General features: G+C 35.9%; 13 protein-coding genes, 2 pseudogenes and 2 other annotated features. Of the genes and pseudogenes, 7 read left to right on the plus strand and 8 right to left on the minus strand.

Annotation, left to right across the window (positions count from 1 at the left end):
- Positions 1–252: 252 nt before the first annotated feature.
- Together CSE16_RS07125 and CSE16_RS07130 are read left to right on the plus strand one after the other, a co-directional pair.
- Positions 253–1601 (plus strand): annotated as a pseudogene (locus CSE16_RS07125) (FAD-binding oxidoreductase).
- 479 nt (positions 1602–2080) lie between these two features.
- Positions 2081–3340, plus strand: coding sequence for an MFS transporter (locus tag CSE16_RS07130; RefSeq protein ID WP_371514556.1), 1260 nt, complete (start codon positions 2081–2083; stop codon positions 3338–3340).
- Positions 3341–3447: 107 nt separating this feature from the next.
- Here the strand turns inward: CSE16_RS07130 and CSE16_RS07135 are convergent, their stop codons facing one another.
- From CSE16_RS07135 to CSE16_RS07145, 3 genes are all read right to left on the minus strand, one after another.
- Positions 3448–4194 carry an anti-sigma factor gene (locus CSE16_RS07135; RefSeq protein ID WP_099423267.1) on the minus strand — a complete coding sequence of 249 codons (747 nt, stop codon included), beginning with the start codon at positions 4192–4194 and terminating at the stop codon, positions 3448–3450.
- The gene (locus CSE16_RS07140) at positions 4184–4768 is read right to left on the minus strand and encodes an RNA polymerase sigma factor (RefSeq protein ID WP_099423268.1); all 585 of its coding nucleotides are present in this window, start codon (positions 4766–4768) and stop codon (positions 4184–4186) included. Before CSE16_RS07140 ends, CSE16_RS07135 begins: the two co-directional genes overlap by 11 nt.
- Positions 4769–4883: 115 nt before the next feature.
- Positions 4884–5381 (minus strand): COG4315 family predicted lipoprotein, encoded by a 498-nt coding sequence (locus CSE16_RS07145; protein ID WP_099423269.1) that lies wholly within the window; start codon positions 5379–5381, stop codon positions 4884–4886.
- A gap of 471 nt (positions 5382–5852) precedes the next feature.
- On the opposite strand from CSE16_RS07145, the gene CSE16_RS07150 reads away from it, so the two are divergent.
- Positions 5853–6134, plus strand: coding sequence for a hypothetical protein (locus tag CSE16_RS07150; protein ID WP_099423270.1), 282 nt, complete (start codon positions 5853–5855; stop codon positions 6132–6134).
- 406 nt (positions 6135–6540) lie between these two features.
- Here CSE16_RS07150 and CSE16_RS07160 read toward each other — a convergent pair whose 3' ends face one another.
- From CSE16_RS07160 to CSE16_RS07180, 4 genes and pseudogenes are all read right to left on the minus strand, one after another.
- Positions 6541–7779 carry a flavin monoamine oxidase family protein gene (locus CSE16_RS07160; RefSeq protein WP_172954362.1) on the minus strand — a complete coding sequence of 413 codons (1239 nt, stop codon included), beginning with the start codon at positions 7777–7779 and terminating at the stop codon, positions 6541–6543.
- Between the two features lie 818 nt (positions 7780–8597).
- Entirely contained in the window at positions 8598–9812 is a 1215-nt protein-coding gene (locus tag CSE16_RS07170; protein WP_099423273.1) for an amidohydrolase, read from the minus strand.
- Complete coding sequence (locus tag CSE16_RS07175; protein WP_099423274.1) at positions 9809–11053, minus strand: amidohydrolase; 1245 nt, start codon at positions 11051–11053, stop codon at positions 9809–9811. Before CSE16_RS07175 ends, CSE16_RS07170 begins: the two co-directional genes overlap by 4 nt.
- 113 nt (positions 11054–11166) lie before the next feature.
- Positions 11167–11670: pseudogene (locus CSE16_RS07180) on the minus strand (ABC transporter substrate-binding protein); the annotation flags it as partial.
- A gap of 227 nt (positions 11671–11897) precedes the next feature.
- Between CSE16_RS07180 and CSE16_RS21760 the strand changes: the two are divergent.
- The 4 genes from CSE16_RS21760 to CSE16_RS07200 all read left to right on the plus strand — a co-directional run bounded on the left by CSE16_RS21760 (position 11898) and on the right by CSE16_RS07200 (position 17186).
- Complete coding sequence (locus tag CSE16_RS21760; protein WP_253896190.1) at positions 11898–12203, plus strand: aldo/keto reductase; 306 nt, start codon at positions 11898–11900, stop codon at positions 12201–12203.
- Positions 12204–12537: 334 nt separating this feature from the next.
- Positions 12538–13026 (plus strand): L,D-transpeptidase family protein, encoded by a 489-nt coding sequence (locus CSE16_RS07190; RefSeq protein ID WP_099423276.1) that lies wholly within the window; start codon positions 12538–12540, stop codon positions 13024–13026.
- Between the two features lie 449 nt (positions 13027–13475).
- Positions 13476–13710 (plus strand) — a binding site (T-box leader).
- A gap of 160 nt (positions 13711–13870) precedes the next feature.
- Positions 13871–14105, plus strand: a binding site (T-box leader).
- Between the two features lie 99 nt (positions 14106–14204).
- On the plus strand, positions 14205–15563 hold the full coding sequence (locus CSE16_RS07195; RefSeq protein WP_099423277.1) for an amino acid permease: 1359 nt from the start codon (positions 14205–14207) through the stop codon (positions 15561–15563).
- A gap of 777 nt (positions 15564–16340) precedes the next feature.
- Positions 16341–17186, plus strand: coding sequence for an aldo/keto reductase (locus tag CSE16_RS07200; RefSeq protein ID WP_099423278.1), 846 nt, complete (start codon positions 16341–16343; stop codon positions 17184–17186).
- Positions 17187–17268: 82 nt separating this feature from the next.
- Here CSE16_RS07200 and CSE16_RS07205 read toward each other — a convergent pair whose 3' ends face one another.
- The gene (locus CSE16_RS07205; RefSeq protein ID WP_099423279.1) at positions 17269–17643 is read right to left on the minus strand and encodes a winged helix-turn-helix transcriptional regulator; all 375 of its coding nucleotides are present in this window, start codon (positions 17641–17643) and stop codon (positions 17269–17271) included.
- Between the last annotated feature and the right edge of the window lie 90 nt (positions 17644–17733).

Raw genomic sequence — 17733 nt, forward strand, 5'->3', positions numbered from 1 at the left:
CAACAAAGCTGTGTGACTCATGTGCTTAGCCAGACATACAAGCACGCAATTTATAAGAATCTATAATAGGAACTTCCATCAAAATGTTAGAATTTTTTGTTTAACTTACATAGTTTGTTTTACCCCGTCTATTAAATCGTGACGGGGTTTTTATTCGTTTAACTGGCTACTGGATTTCAAAAACAACCTTTTCTTATGGTTTTGCATAGTATGTAACAGACGAGCAACATTATTTGAGAAAGAGGTTATCAATTGAAGAAGGTAAAGCTGACTGGAAGAATTGTTGTCCCTGGGGATTCTGATTATGAGCAAGCAAGAACGAATAATAATTTAAGCAATCCAAAATTCCCGTGTAAAATTGTATTTTGTCAAAAAACGAAGGACGTCATCAATGCATTGCGGTGGGTGCAAGAAAAGAATGAACCGTTTCGAATTAGAAGTGGTCGGCATAGCTATGAAAATTTTTCATTAGTTACGGAGGGCCTAATTATAGATGTTAGTGAGATGAACAAAATTGTGGTGAACCCAACAACAATGACTGCTAAAATCGAAGCAGGTGCAAATCTAGGGAAAGTCTATCATGAATTATGGGAACATGGCATGACGATTCCAGCGGGTACTGAAAGCAGTGTGGGGGTAGTTGGTCTTACACTAGGTGGTGGCATTGGCATGTTGTCAAGGCCGTTTGGACTGACTTGTGACAATCTGATTGAAGTTGAAATAGTCACGGCTTGTGGTCATGGAGGAGCCGAACTCATTAAAGCAAACAAACATACGAATAGTGATTTGTTTTGGGCTTGCTGTGGAGGGGGAGGTGGAAATTTCGGCATTGTCACTTCACTTACATTTAAGCTACATCCAATTGCAAATGTATCAATCTTCTCCATTACATGGGGCTGGAAGGATTTTGAAGTTGCCTTTGATACATGGCAACGTTGGGCCCCTTTTACAGATGAACGTCTAACATCACAAATTGAATTAAAATCAAAAAAAATGGGCGAAATTGTTGCGCAAGGCATCTTTGTTGGTACACCATCCAAATTAAGAAAGCTACTCAGACCTTTAAGGAATACAGGCACCCCGACAAATGTCTCGATTAAGGAAGTCCCGTACATCAAAGCGGTTAAATTCTTTGACGTACCGAGTGGAAATGAACCAGCCCTCCGCAAACGCTCAGGATCTTTTATTGAAAGACCATTTCCGAAAAAAGCCATTACGGAAATGAAAGAGTTTTTAGCCAACACACCAAATAAAAACACATCCATTTGGCACCAATCGCTAAGGGGGCGGTAGGGCAAGTCCCTTCAAATAGTACGTCATACTACTATCGAAATGCCCTCATTGCTCAAGAGTATCTGACTACATGGAAAGACCCAATTGAAGAAAAGCAAAACATTCATTGGATAGAACAAGTGAGGAATACATTATCTCCTTATACAGCAGGGGATTACGTGAATTTTCCCGATCGCTACATCAAAGATTGGCCAACTGCATACTATGGTCGGAATTTTAGAAGATTGCGAGAAGTAAAATCAAAATTTGATCCAAGAAACGTATTTCGGTTTCCTCAAAGTATTCCACCTAGCAGGAAATGGCTTTAAAAGATGTTTTCAAAAGGGTGATTCTATTAAAGTCCCAACGAACAATCGAGTTTTTGTTCTTTTTCAAGTAAGCTTTAATAACAGTGAGGTTAAGGAAAGCGGAATGCGGAAAAAGATTTTCGCATCTGCTTTTTTTGTGTTCTAAGTAGGGTTAGTAAAGAGACTTACTTATAAAAATTGTTCAAGCGGAACGTGAGACCAGCGCAAATGTATGAGCATCTTGCAAGATTCTTAAGTTCTTAAACAAGTTTGTTTTATTTTGTCAAAACAGTAAAGTTCATATAATTGACTCATTATCTGCATAGGGTTATTATTGTTACGAAAAGTAACCTGGTAATTAATAGTTTTAAGATAATGAAAGTTGTCTGTATTTAAATAGTTAATTATAAATCAATCCATATGAAGTACCATGTTTAATTAATGATATTTTATAAGGAAAGTAGTAATCAAATATAGGAATCGGGGACGACATCGTGAATGTGTCAAAGAAAAAAATCCACTATGCTTGGTGGGTATTATTAGGGTTAGTTGTAATGGTCGGCGCTGCTAAAGGCGGCATTATGACTACAGGTGGATTATTTTTAACCCCAATTACAGAAGATTTAGGTATTGGAATGGGTAGTTTAACATTGTACTTTAGTATATCTTCAATTGTAACAATGATATCCCTACCTATTGCAGGTAAGCTGATAGCAAAATATAATATTAGAGCACTTTTAGTAGTAGCTGTTATTTTAGAGGCAGGATCCTTTGCAATGTTTGGGTTCATGAATTCCGTGTGGGGTTGGTACCTGTTTGCTATTCCAATGGCAATGGGGTCGGTATTAGTCACACAATTGGCAGGCCCGGTACTTATTAATAATTGGTTTACAAAACATAAAGGCTTGGCTTTAGGGATTATGGTCGGAGCAGGTGGCTTAATAGGAGCTTTTTTACAACCAGTAGCAGGAAATTTAATTGCTAATGAAGGTTGGAGAAATACGTACTTTATTTTAGGGATAGGTGTAATGGCGGTTGTTATACCTGTCGTGTTATTAACGATTAGAATGTCTCCGCAGCAAAAAGGGTTACAGCCATATGGTATGGATGAAGTTAAGCCAAATGATAAGATTCAAGTTCAATCAACAACTAATAGCGGCGTTACTGTTGCCATTGCAAAAAAGTCGAGTGCATTTTATTTTTTAATCGTTTTCTTCTTGTTTGATACTTCGATAGCTGCTTTTAACCAACATGTTGCACCATTCGCGATGGGTTTGGGCTATGATATCAAGTTTGCGGGTAATGCGATGGGTTCTTGGTCGGTAGGTATTGTCATTGGAGCATTATTCTTCGGCTTCCTCAGTGATAAAATAGGAGTGAAGAACACAGCGATTTCCGCTATGCTTTTAGGACTAGTACCAGTAGGGATTCTTATTTTAGTTCCTGATAACCCAATGATGTTTACAATAGCTACGGGCCTTTATGGATTTGTTGTTGCATCACTTGGGACATTAGGGCCTCTTTTAACAACAGCTCTATTTGGTAATAAAGAGTTCAGTCGAATCTATGGACTTGCAATTACGGGTCTAGCTGTAGCAGGTATTGTTGCGTTACCTGCATACGGCTATATCTTTGAGTTAACCGGCAGTTACACGTATGTTTTGTATAGTATTTTTATCATGTTGCTCTTGAATGTGGGAGCTATTATCATGGCGTTTAAAGGGAAAAAGAAATTAGAAAAAGCAGGATTGTGGAATTAATCATAGGGTAAAGTGTTTTTAGCAAAATATATGGTCAAGCCATACTAGCTAAATAAGGCTCTACCTACAAGAATAAGTTCATTTGGTAAAGCCTATTTAGATTAAATCTAAGAAGTTCCCATCACTTTTCCTCCTTGAGGTTGGGTGTTATTTGGATTTGGTTCTAAAGTAATCCCAATATCATTGAAGGTTTGATCTTTCGATAGCCGGTACGTAATGAAGCCGTTACCGTTTTCATCGGGCTTTAAAATGCCAGCATTATGGCGATTCCCGTCTTTTAACAGCCATACTTGATATACTTCATCTCTTTTAGTTCCTGGCATATTGTTTAACTCAATAATTAGATTGTTATGATTGCCGTTTTCAAGAAGGTAGGCCATTCCGTTTGCAGATGAAGCTATATTCTGTCCTTTTAAAGTAAAGGTTTTGACGATTTGAGAAGGAGTATGAACTTCGCTTTCTACTGCTGTAATATAATTGTTTAATTGGGTGTTATTCCAATACAATCCAAATATACCTAATATTAAAATGATGGTTGTTACTGCAGATAAGGGTGAGAATTGATTTCGCAATTGTAACCTCAAACGTTGAACGATGGTTTGTTTTTTATCGATTGCTGCAGGTGCTTTTAAAGGTACATCGTCAAAGATTAAATTCATAACCTCTGTTTTAAGAGTTTCTGGGACTTCCGCTCCTTCCATATCATATGACAGCATCTGCCAAGTTTCTTGCAAGGAGTTTAATTCATTTTGGCATGGTATGCACGTTTTAAGATGCTGTTCATATCGTTTTCGTTCTTGTTTAGAAAGTTCTTCTATCATATATAAAATCAGGTTTTCGCATTTATTTTCCATGCCTAGCACCTCCAGTTCCTTCACTCATATAATTCCTCAGTTTCTTTAAGGTTTGATGTAGCCGGCTTTTAATTGTACCAATGGGTTTTTTTTCAAGCTCAGCAATTTCACTTAAAGAATAGCCTTCCCAGTATAATAGATTGATAAGGCGTTGCTGTGATTCGGACAGATGGCATTTAGCTTCATGAATTTGTTGTTTTAAAATATTTTTTGAAACTTGTTGGAAGATACCTTCTGACTGCTGATCCTGCATTTGTCTCCATTGATGGAACTCTAACTGGATGGTTCCCTTATGTTTTTGTTCTTTACGAATTAAATCAATGGAAATATTTCTAGTAATCGTGATAAGCCAATTCGGAAATGCCCCTTTTGATTGGCTATAAGTTCTATTTGTTGTCCAAAGTCGGAGAAAAACTTGCTGAACAATTTCTTTTGTTTTCTCTGTGTCGCCCTTTGTCATTTTCATGGAGAAACTGTAAACGAGCTTTATATAGCGATCATACAGTTCTTCCAGAGCTGGACGATGCTTTTGAACAATTAATTCAATCAATTCCTCGTCCGTTTTAGTTTTCACTCTCTGATTCTCTCCCTTTATAAGAATATTTAGTTTTATTATAAACCATAGAATGTATAAAAATATAATGGAGAGAAAAAAGAACTGCCAATTTCAGCAGTTCCTTCATGTTATCTTATTTAAATACTGTGTCGCTGTTTAAAATAAACCAAACATCCTTGACGCCTTGACCTTTAATATCCCCGGATGCAGTGTCATTGACAAAATAGTAAAGCGGATAGCCTTTATAGGTTGTTTGTTTTTCTCCAGTATCTTCGCGAGTAATTGTGCCGAAGTCCTCTTTGTTGAATCCTTCAGGAACCTCTACATTTTCTGCAAAGAAAGAAGGCCAGTTTTTCAGGCAATCGCCACTGCAGTTCGTTTTATTAGGCTCATCCTTAGCAAAGTAATAAAGAGCCATTCCATTAGCATCAGCCAAGTATTGACCTACTTTTTCATTCTTCATCATTTTAAGTGCGGATTTCACTTCGTCTTTATTGTTTTCGACTTTGGCAGCTGTCTCATTTGCTTGTTCCTTTGTATTCTGATTCTCGTTGTTTGTTTCAGCGCTACATCCCGCAAGAAGTAGGAACGCTAAAAGTAAAGTAGTGAAAAAATAACCATTCTTTTTCATATTAATTACCTCCTATTATTTTTATTCGATAAAGGAAACGAAGGAAGATTAAAAACGGTTCGAAAAAAAATAAAATAATTTTAAAAATTTCAATAAAACAAGATGAAAGGATTTAAAGATATTTCTTTCTTTCTTTCTTTCTTTCTTTTGGTATTTATATTATGAGGAAAAAAGATAGGGCTTGAAGGCATTACTGTTGGTGGTGAAACGATACGAGAGCACTTGAACTAGTTGCGTAGGAAGTTGAATCTTCGTTAGACCTTTATTTAAATGTTGTGTAAAAACCGCATGTAGAACCATAACGTTGAACCGTATCATTAGTAAGTGAGGTTTTCCCAGTGGTTTAAAGATTAATTTTATATTAAAAAAAGTGTTCAATAACGTTTGCTTCAGCCTAGGAATAATTTTAGGGAATTTTACAATACTAAGCTTTCCGTAAATTATCTTATTTGCAGGAAGGAAGAGGTATGAATGGGTAAGAATTCAGATAAAAGTTGGAAAAAGGATAGTCCAAACACTTTTTTAAGCAACTCTGTTCAAAAGGCAAATCGTGCGGTAAAGCAAGCGATGTCACATCCAGAAGAGATGGCAGTTGAGCATGCTTTCAATTCAATCTCTCGTGTAGAAAATGCACTCTTTAATGCAGAGCAATTTAATGAGCAAGTGAATACAGTTCAGCAAAGCAAAGAACAGTTAGACTTGATGAAGCAGCAATTGAACAAAGTACAAGAAATTATGGAAGAGCAAGAATAGAAGTTAATCCCCCCGCAAGTTTCATAAAGCTTGTGGGGGAATTTTATTTCTAAATGACATTCCAAAATACTATTGGAAATCTTGTTGTTGTACAGGGTATAGCCACATTGATTTGAAATTATAACATTAGACATGTCGATGCTTCAAAGGCATCCATATTATCTAATATAGAACCATTTGTAGCAATGATAATGGGATTGACCCTGCAATACAAACCAAAAATAGAGGTAGAAATTTTAGGGTCGTTATTTATAGTAGGCGAAGTAGTACTATCTACGTATCAACGAAAAAAGTTAAATAGCCAGTCCAATTAACAAGACCTATATTATAAATAACTTTAACATATAAAGGAACATGTGCTAATTTGGAAAAACAGGTGAGTGTTCCTTTTAATAATGGGATTAATTTATTTTTTTAATTTTAATTCGTCCACTGCAGTGTATCCTGCTTGAATAGCACCTTCCATAAAATTAGGGAATTTAAGCGCTACTTCACTACTAGCGAAAACGACATTTTCATGCGGTGTTCTTAAAATTTCAGGTGCATCGGTGAGTCCTCCAAATTTCACTTTCGCACTATATCCACCGCCATAATAAGGATGATTGATCCAAACACTTTCCTGAACGTCAGTGTAGCTATGGGCGATTTTACCAAAATAGCGCTCGATTAATGCGGTCGCTTTTTGTAGGCGAGTCGTCGCATCAAAGGTAGCAAATTCTTCTGCAATAGCTGCTCCGATGAACATTGTTAAACGGGCATCCTTCTTTTTTTTTGATGAATCCACAACCGAAATACCAGGCACACTTGAATATATAACTCCATGAAGTCGCTGTTTATCCTGCCAAAACTTTTGAGGGTACAGCCATGTTATTTTAATAATCGCGCCATCCACATAGCTTTTAAGCGCTGGCATAAAGTGCGTATTCAGTGATTCGCTATATTGAATTTGGCTTGCGATTGTTGGAGGGACCGCTATAATAACTGCATGTGCATAAAACACTTTCTTTATCGTACGAACTTCATAGCAATCATTCATCCTGTAGATCGCTTTAACAGGATGATTAGTGTAAATTTCCTCTTGAAAAAGGGAAGCGAGATAATGAATCAGCTCATTAAATGGTTTTGTCCCTTGAAGTTGTAAATCATTTTGCTCCGATAAATAACGTTTATTACTTTTGAAAGATGCAATTGTACTTATTTGTGAAGGATGGATATTTAAAATTTCACAATAATAACTTTCTATAATACGACGAGCCTGCCCATCTGTTATAACCTTTTCATATAGGGTTTGTAGCGGAATATCCTTAGATAAACTAACTTCTTCTATAGCGTAAAGTTCTTGAATAATCGGAGCAACGTCTTGTTTACGTACATCGTCCACTTCTATTGATTTATTGTCTAGTGCCGTTTCTGCAAGGGGAATGTTTGCTGCGCGTAATAGCTGATTGAAGGCATGCATATCATCATTAAAAAATTGAGGACCTAACTCAAAATAATTTCCATTGTCATGCGTGACGGAATTTACCTTACCACCAACGCGTTCAGTCGCCTCTAATAATACAAATGGAATGTTTTGTTCCTTCAATTTCTTAGCAGCACTTAACCCTGCTAAACCAGCACCGATTATAATGACTTGTTTGAGCATCTTACAAACCTCCATATGGATAAATCATAATTTTTTCGTCCTTTTAATCGAATTTTTCTGTAAATGAGAAACCAAATTTTAGATATAGTTGGCTTGCCACTTTATTTTGCTCAAATATGCTTAAAATTATAGGTTGGTTAGGGGAGATTTCGAGTATAAATTCTACAAGAGTGTGCAAAAAGTAGAGTCCTAGTCCATTTCCTTGAAAGCACGGTCGAGCCAAATTTCCCATACAACGAAAAAACAATTATTCCTCCATTTTTATAAAGATAAGGGAATGTAAGATGTGTCGTTTTCAGCTTATGCTAAAAAATTTATTTGCAAACCCCAAAAATTTTAGATTGTCGGGGACGAAATAATGACTAAAGCAAAAAAAGCAAACTACTCGTATACATTGTAGTTTGCTTTTAATATTTTTTTTCTTGCGGTAGCAATTAATCATTCACAATAACTGAATTAACAATCCCTGCTAAAACGAGTACACTACCGATGTTCCGAAACCAAACTGCGCGCTTACCACTTGTTTTGCTGAAATAATAAAGCCAGCTCATTATTTCCAAACTTTTGAAAAAGCTCCCATGGTTAATGCTAACGCCGAGAATGGTTGCGACGCAAAGTAATAGCCATTGTTTCGGACGAATATGTGCTTTTCGAATAATAGGAGAGCCGATGATTCCTAAAAATAAACTAATACAAATTAATCGAATCTAGACGTGTAGAGCTGACCATTAATTGACGAGCACTGCACCAAAAATAAAGTTGGATGCCTATAAACTAACTCTAAAAATAAGAATTCCATAAGCTTTTAACTTCATAAATTATTGTTTGAAAAATACTCCTTTATTCATCAATAGACGTTTTGCCGGTGGTCGTGACACAACTTCTGCACTACAGCTAGATGCGACAAAAACAAAGCTTGCCTCATCTCCAACTTGCGGCCATTGCATTTGTCCCTCATTGTCGAGTGGTGTGATTCCATTTGTAATGTATGCTAAACTTTGGCGAAGTTCTCGCTCTGTAATTTTTCGTGTAACATCAGCAAATGTACAAGCTTTTTGTAATATGTCCCCCGAACCATAAGGACTCCAAGAATCATAGAACCCATCACATCCAAAATGCACGTCCACACCATGGACAGTTAATAAATCAATCGGTGGAATTTTGCGTCCTAAATTAAATGGTACTGTCGACATAATGGCGACATTATGCTTTTTTAATCGTTGTGCCATAGCGATTTGCTCAGATACTGTAACATCACCTAATGAAAAAGAATGGCTAAAATCTGTTTTCCCTTTAAAATCGGTTTCCTCTACCATATCAAGCCATTTATCAATCGTGTAATAACCTAATTGGCCATTGTCATGTAAATGAAAATCTACATCTACATTGAATTCCTGTGCGATATCCATCGTCGTTTGTAAAGACTTTTCAATATTGCGGTCGATGCCACCTGGATCTAATCCACCAAGCATTGTCGCACCATTACGTAAAGCTTCACGCAATAAATTTGGCATATTATCGCGAAGTAGCCCGTGCTGAGGGAAGGCAATCACGTCTGCAGTGACATAATCTTTATATTTATCAAGTGCTGCTAAAACGCCTTCTAAATTTTTTAAACCAATATATGGATCGATATTAACGTGCGTACGAATATGGTTTGAGCCAAATCCTAAAATTTTCTCAATCATTGCGCTAGCACGTTGTTCACAATTTTCGGCTAAAGCGGAAAGTTCAAGTGACTCTAAATGCAAACGCTCCTCAAGACTACTCACAGTACGGCAAGCTTTCCACGGTAAAGATAAGTAGGTTTTATCTAAATGATTATGCATTTCTTTAAAGGCAGGTAATGCTAGCTGACCTTGCATATCTTGTGCATTTTCAGGTTGGAATGCTGCGTCATTTTCCATCATTTCTACAATATGTCCATTTTTATCAATTTCGATATGGAAAAAGTTCGTAGTTGTACGGATACTTCCATCTTCGTGTAAAGCTTCGCCTATTTCTAAACGAACATTTAATAGCCATTGATTCATCGGTAAGCTCCTTTCAATTCAATATTATCCTCATAAATAATCGCACCGTTTGAGATGACAGTAGTAATTGGACAAATACGGGCAATTGTATGTGCTGCACTCACTGCATCAACGAGTAATGCATTTGCTGTATGTCCCACTTTCGGCCATACTTGCTCACCTTGTGCGTTCAGTGGGGTAATACCACCAGTTGCATATTTCAACGACTGGCTTAATTGATACTCATCGATTAATTTAAAGCGCTCAGCTAATACATTGAGTTTTTGTATTGTATTGCCAGTACCAAAAGGAGACCAATGATCAGTTAAACTATCATGTCCGACAGAAACGTGTACGCCATTTTCATATAAATAAGGAATAGGGATTGTCGAGCGATTTTGTCCAATTGGTACTGTAGTTGTCACATCGATATTAAAAGATGCAAGACGTTTCGTGAGCTTTTCTAAAGAAGCACCTTGTAAATCAGATAATGCAATCGCATGACTAATTGTTACCTCATTTTTAAAGTTATGCTTTTCTAATAAATCCATCATCACGTGAAATTCATGCTCACCAAGCGTATCTCGGTCATGTAAATGAATATCTATATGCTTATCATAATCTTTAGCAATTTGAATCATCGTTTCTAAAGATTGGTGTGTTGCGCGGTCGACAATTGCTGGGTCTACACCACCAACATGTGTTGCTCCTTTTTCCATCGCTTCACGCATTAAAGGTTCAACGGCCGAGCGAATTAATCCGTGCTGTGGAAACGCGACGATGTCATACGTAATTTTATTTTGGAATGATTCCAATACTTCCATTGTTACGTCGATATGTTTCGTACCAATTTGCGGATCAACATTACAATGTGAACGGATATGTGTATGTCCATTAGCGATTAAATGTTCCACCATTTTGATGGCACGCTCTTTCGCATAAGGAAGTTGCTTCGGTAGTAAGGATTGCTCTTCTTCAATACGAGTTAAAATACCTTTCGTTATCGCTGTAGGTGCTTTCCATTCTCCACCAAAATATGTTTTATCAATGTGAATATGCATTTCACGGAAGGAAGGCAACAATAACTGCCCGTGAGCCTCTATCACTTGCATTTCAGATGTCGATTCAATCGTCGGTTCGATTTTCGAAAATTTACAGTCCTCTATTAAAATATCAAAAGGAGCAATAGTCGTCCCTATAATAATGCCGTCTTCATATCGATAGCCTGTTTCTAAATGAACTTGCTTAATCAATTGTTTCATGTTGCAAATCACCCTTCCCATTTTTTTGAGATTTCTACATCAGTAATCATCGTGTAGTTTGATGAATCTAACCAAAAGTTCTTTACTTTAATACTTTAAAAAGCTAATTGTTCTTAATTACTAACAGAGATGTAGTTGGCTTCTTCAGGCTCAATTTTCATTGCTTCTTCGTTTAAACTTGCGCGTTTTACTATCTCACCTCCACCCCTAGCTTCCTCAATAAATTTATCAATATCTTTATTAGAGTAGAAGAAATGGTTACCAGGAGATTCTTGTGATGCTGTATGGAACAGATTGTATTGATTGTAATCGCCATCACCTGTAGCATTAACCGAACCACCAATAAACATTTGATGCTTTTGCGAAGAGATTACATTAATATAAGCACCATATTCCATTACTTGAATTTCAACTTTTAAACCAATTCCTTTAAGTTGAGATTGAATAACTTCAGTCATATTAATATGTACTTTCCGCTCATTCATCAATAATCCAACAGTTGTTCCTTCAACGATTACATCATCTTTTGACAAGGCTTTTGCTTGTTCAATATTATTATCAAAGCCTTTTTCATTTGGTGAATAACCAACAACAATAGGGTTTATCGCAGAGTTTGCTAATGTACCTACATTATCTTAAATACCACTAATTGCGCCCTGTGTAAATAGTAATCGGAAAATTCTAATAAAAGTATTATATAATACAGGAGACATATAGGGATTATTGAAAAACCTTAATTCACCAATGGGGAGCGGTGATCAATTAGAGTTATTTACGCAAATGCATTGGTATTACACAATAGGAACCTTTACATTTCTATGAAACCAAAAAGTGCATACTTTTTATGTATACAGGTATTAATAAATATGCAGAAACTTGGAGAGCGCTGGAAAATCTATATAAAACGGGTATGATCAAAGCTATCGGCGTATGTAACTTCAACATATCGCACCTACAAGACTTATTAAAATCAGCTCGCGTAACGCCAGTTATTAATCAAGTACAATTTCACCCACGTTTACAACAAGTAGACTTACGAGCATTTTGTACTGAATGCAATATCCGATTAGAAGCTTGGGCACCTTTAATGCAAGGTGGACTTCTGGAAGATCATTCAATTGCGAAAATCGAGGGAAATATGGGGAATTAATTACGCAAGTTATTTTGTGTTGGGATATTCAAAATGGTGTTGTAACAATTCCTAAGACAGTAAGTAAAGAACGTAGGTTTAAAATGCAAACATCTTTGATTTCAACCCTATTGATAACGAGCTACAGGTAATTAATTCCATGAACTTAGAAAAGCGTGTAGGTCCTGACCCAACAGAATTTGACTTTAAAAGTAACTAAAGATTACTCTACGTACTTTTTTGATATGTTAAGGAGCAATCATTATTTGTTTCAACTTCTTATGTAAACCATTAAATCTTTCTTTAACCTATGCATAATATACTGTAACAACTTTTGGTTTTGGAGATGATTTTATTGATTTATACGGTGAAAGCTGGAGATACATTGTCGCAAATTGCTAGAGATTTTAGAACACCTTTATCGGTAATCATTAATGCAAATCAAGGTATCAATCCAGACGTTCTTTATATTGGGCAGCAAATAATAATACCAGGTTTTCCAAATACGACTCCTTTTCAAATTGAGATTTCTGTAAATAATCGATGGTTACGTTTATTTAAAAATGGTGTGTTTCAAAAGCAATATCCTATTGCTGTAGGAAAAATGCTGTATGATACTCCATTAGGGAATTATATTATTGTCAACAAGCAGCCAAATCCTGGTGGTCCATTCGGTACAATGTGGATGAGTTTATCGAAAGAACACTACGGTATTCATGGAACAAATAATCCTAGTTCTATCGGTCATGCTGTATCACGTGGCTGTATTCGTATGTATAATAATGATGTTGAGGAGTTAGCTAGTATTGTTCCTATAGGGACACAAGTTATTATCCATCCATAAATATTGGCAAAATTTTTGGACCACGGAAAGCTTCAAAAAATTACTCTGAAAAAGCATAAAATGAAATTGCGAGGAATACGACGTACAATAGTCGAATTCCTCTTAACGATGGTATTAAAATTTAGGTTCATTAAGCAGTGCTGGCTTAACCATATCAATTAATGCATTAGGTATAACGATTGGGTTATTAGGGACTTTCATCGCCAAAGTAACAGCCTAGCGGATGTCATTCATTTTCATCGAAATAATAGGTATAAGTGGTTTTGTTGAAAAGTTATTTGTTAATTTAAAAGGACGAGCTAATTATTGTGTAGTGCTAAGAAAAATGATGAATAAATTTTGTGAAATACTTAAATTTTTAAAGTTATTGTAAAATACAGTGTTGACAAAATTAAAGCAGGCCCGTATAGTGTTGGATATTAGTTGAAACGTATAAAATATTATTTTTAGCAAACGCAATGATTAGGAGTAGTAAAAGTTAATTATTCGGTTTAGAGAGCTGCGGGTTGGTGCAACGCAGTCCAATAATACTTCGAACTTACCTAGGAGTGGTAATGTAAAAAGAATGGATTGACGATTCTATTTATATTAACGATTAACCTTCGTTATAAGGTTTTTAAGCAGGGTTCATGAAGGACCAATTAGAGTGGTACCGCGGTTTGCTAAAGGCATGTCGTCTCTTTTTTCATTTGATAATGATGGAAGAGACGACATGCTTTTTTTATCTTTAGGCGGAGGAAGACAACCAAAATAAGGAGCTTTTAGTTGAGGCGCTTTGTTAATTAAGGTTGGTAGAATTAAAACAGGCTCATATAGTGTAGGATAATTTTAATAATAATATTTAGGAAACGCAATGAGTAGGAGTAGTAAAAGTTAATTATTCGGTTAAGAGAGCTGCGGGTTGGTGTAACGCAGTCCAATAATACTTTGAACTTACCTAGGAGTGGTAATGCAGTTAGAATGGATTGACGATTCTTTTTGCATTAACGATTAACCTTCGTTACAAGGTTTTTAAGTAGGGTTCATAAAGGACCAATTAGAGTGGTACCGCGGTTTGCTAAAGGCATATCGTCTCTTTTTTCATTTGATAATGATGGAAGAGACGATATGCCTTTTTTTATCTTCGGACGGATGTTACTTATTACGCCGAGGCATAGTTGATATTAGGAGGAAAAATCATGGAAAACAGCAACAAGAAATTACAGAGAACAATGACCTCGCGTCATATTACAATGATGGCATTAGGTGGTGCCATTGGTGCAGGATTATTTAAAGGGAGCAGTGCAGCCATTGATATGGCCGGTCCAGCAGTACTTATTGCGTACTTAATAGGCGGTATTATTCTGTTATTTGTAATGCAAGGTTTGGCAGAAATGGCGGTTCGTAATAGCGAGGCAAGAACATTTAGAGATTTAGTGCAATCGATTCTAGGGAAATATCCTGCATATTTTTTAGATTGGATCTATTGGAAGATGTGGGTTTTAAATATTGCAGCCGAATCTGTGGTTGCAGCAATTTTCATTCAATATTGGTTACCAGAATATCCGATTTGGATACTGGCCTTGTCTGTTTCCGTGTTAGTTACAGCCGTTAACTTGTTATCCGTGAAAGTTTTTGCAGAAACGGAATTTTGGCTAGCGTTAATTAAGATTTCCGTAATTGTCGTATTCATTATTGCAGGGTTAGTGTTGTTGCTTGTATCTTTTGGTAATCATACAGCTGTTGGTTTTACAAACTTAACGGATCATGGTGGGTTCTTACCAAATGGACCAACAGGCTTAATTGCTGCAATGCTTGTAGTAATTTACTCTTATGGAGGTACTGAAATTATTGGTATTACGTTAGCTGAAACAAAAAATCCGGAAAAAGCAGTACCAAAAGCTGTTCGCAGTACATTAGTGCGTATTATTACATTCTATTTATTGCCTTTCTTTATTATTGTTAGTTTAATTCCTTGGAATGAAGTAAACGGAGTACCAGAAAGTCCGTTTGTAATGGTCTTTAAAATGATCGGGATCCCAGGTGCGGACCATATTATGAATGCCGTAGTAATACTTGCAATTGTTTCATCGATGAACTCAGGCTTATACGGTTCATCACGCGTGCTGTATACTCAAGCTATGGACGGGCGTATACCTAAAATCTTTGGATATTTATCTAAAAGGAAGGTCCCAGTGTATGCCATATTGATGTGTACGATAGCAATGTATACGGGTGTAATCATTTCTTTATTTGCAGGAGAAAAAACGTTTGAGTTCCTAATGGGTTCACTAGGGTACACTGTATTATTTATTTGGTTAATCATTGCGATTGCCCATGTAAAATCTCGTAAAATACAGCCAGAAAAAACAAGTGCCTATGCAGTAAAATGGTTCCCCTATACAACTTGGGTAGCTATTATTGCTTTAAGTGCGATTCTTATTGGGATTATTTTCACAACATCTATTATCGTAACAGGCATAACATTAGCAATTTATATATTTATTACGTTAACTTATATATATAGCGGTCGATTTCATGTAGATAAAGCGAAATAGTATTAAAGAACCTATAAGACAAGGGCGATAGCTCGCCTCTTTAGTACGAATTTGTTAGCTAATAAATGTAATTAAAGAATTTCTTATGTTGCTTTAAGCTTACTATTATGGATTTTATAAGTGTGCGCCGCTACCATGGGAGGCTGCTAATCATTAGATTTTCTCAAGAAATAAGCTAGTTTCATATGTTCAATTAATATAATCACTATGGATATGGGACATTAATTAAATTAAAGCATTAATAAAAGTGGTACTTACACTTTTATTGATGCTTTTTAATTTGTTCAATTTTCATAGTTTATAAAAGTGTCGTATTCCGAAACTAGTCCATTTATCTGTGCAAATACGTACTAGAAAAAATGTTTTTAACACTAATTATGTCAAAAATCTTTCTCATTATTCAATGTTTTTTAAGAGTATAGAAAAGTATTGGGAGGTCGAAATCATTCGATGGTGTTTTATTGAAAAATATCCAGGAAATTATATAGACAGATAATCATTGTGTTGCCACATGTACACAGCACTAGTGTAGTGTAAATAGAAGCTAATATTTTGCAAAGGCAATCAAATTAAAAATGATAATTTTCCGTTAAATTTTTTATGAAAATCGTCATCTAACCAATTCTTTTTATAAAATTGTTCACCCAAAGCCATTGATAATACACAATAGGAACCTCGGCGTTTCTATGAAACCAAAAAGTGCGTACTTTTATTAATGCATATAAGGCTGCATAATAAAAAAGCAACGAAATAATAACTCAAGTGGGGGAATAAATAATGATAAATAATTTACAAGATACTATCGAATTAAATAATGGGATTGAAATGCCAGGGATTGGCCTTGGTGTATTCCAAGTGGAAAACGATGCAACGGTAGAAATCGTAAAAAATGCGATTGAGGTTGGCTACCGTAGCATTGATACAGCCGCTATATACGGTAATGAAGCGGGTGTGGGTGAGGGTATTAAACAAGCGCTTGCATCTACTGGTTTAAAACGGGAGGATTTATTTATTACATCTAAAGTTTGGAATGCGGGTTTAAGCTATGACGAAACAGTAATTGCTTATGAAGAAAGCCTCCAAAAATTAGGGTTAGATTATTTGGATTTATATCTAATTCACTGGCCAGGAAAAAATAAATATGCTGAATCTTGGAGAGCACTTGAAGATCTATACACAGCGGGTAAGATCAAAGCAATCGGCGTATGTAACTTCAACATTTCGCACTTACAAGACTTAATAAATACAGCTAGCGTAGTACCTGTTATTAACCAAGTAGAATTCCACCCACGTCTACAACAAGTAGAGTTACGAGCATTTTGTAAAGAACATAATATCCAATTAGAAGCGTGGGCACCTTTAATGCAAGGTGGGCTTTTAGAAGATCCAACAATTGCGAAAATTGCAGAAAAATATGGAAAATCAAACTCGCAAGTAATTTTGCGTTGGGATATTCAAAATGGTGTTGTAACAATCCCTAAGACAGTAAGTAAAGAACGAATGGTTCAAAATGCAAACATCTTTGATTTCAGCCTTACAGAGGAAGAATTACAAGTAGTTAATGCCATGAACTTAGAAAAACGTGTAGGTCCAGACCCAGCAGAGTTTGACTTTATGTTGTAATAGAACATCTTAAATATTGGCTAATGTCACACAAAATAGAGAAAGCCTTTAGGTTTCACTTATCCTCAAGGCTTTCTCTATTTTACATCATAGCAATGTCTTCGTCTCGTTGCATAAGAACAACATCTTCACCATTATCTATTAATTTTTCGATATGATTTTCACCCCAAGTGCAAAGTAAGTTAAGCACGGGTTCCATCTTATGTCCATACGGTGTTAATGAATATTCAACTTTTGGTGGTACTTGATTGAAGACTTTGCGATTAATCAATCCAGATTGTTCCAATTCTCGTAATTGATTCGTCAACATTTTTTGTGAAATGCCAGGAATTAATCGACGAAATTCATTCGTACGTATTTGACCGTGGTGATTGAGGTGGCAGAGAATAATAGGTTTCCATTTACCTCCAATTACTTCAAGTGTCGCTTCAACACCAATATTATATACTTTTTTCATCGTGGACCTCCTGTATTATTCAAAAGTAACTAAAAATACTCTACGTACTTTTTTAATATGTATGAATGATACTACATCCAATAAAAAAAT

This window comes from Solibacillus sp. R5-41, from assembly GCF_002736105.1.
Classification (GTDB): domain Bacteria; phylum Bacillota; class Bacilli; order Bacillales_A; family Planococcaceae; genus Solibacillus.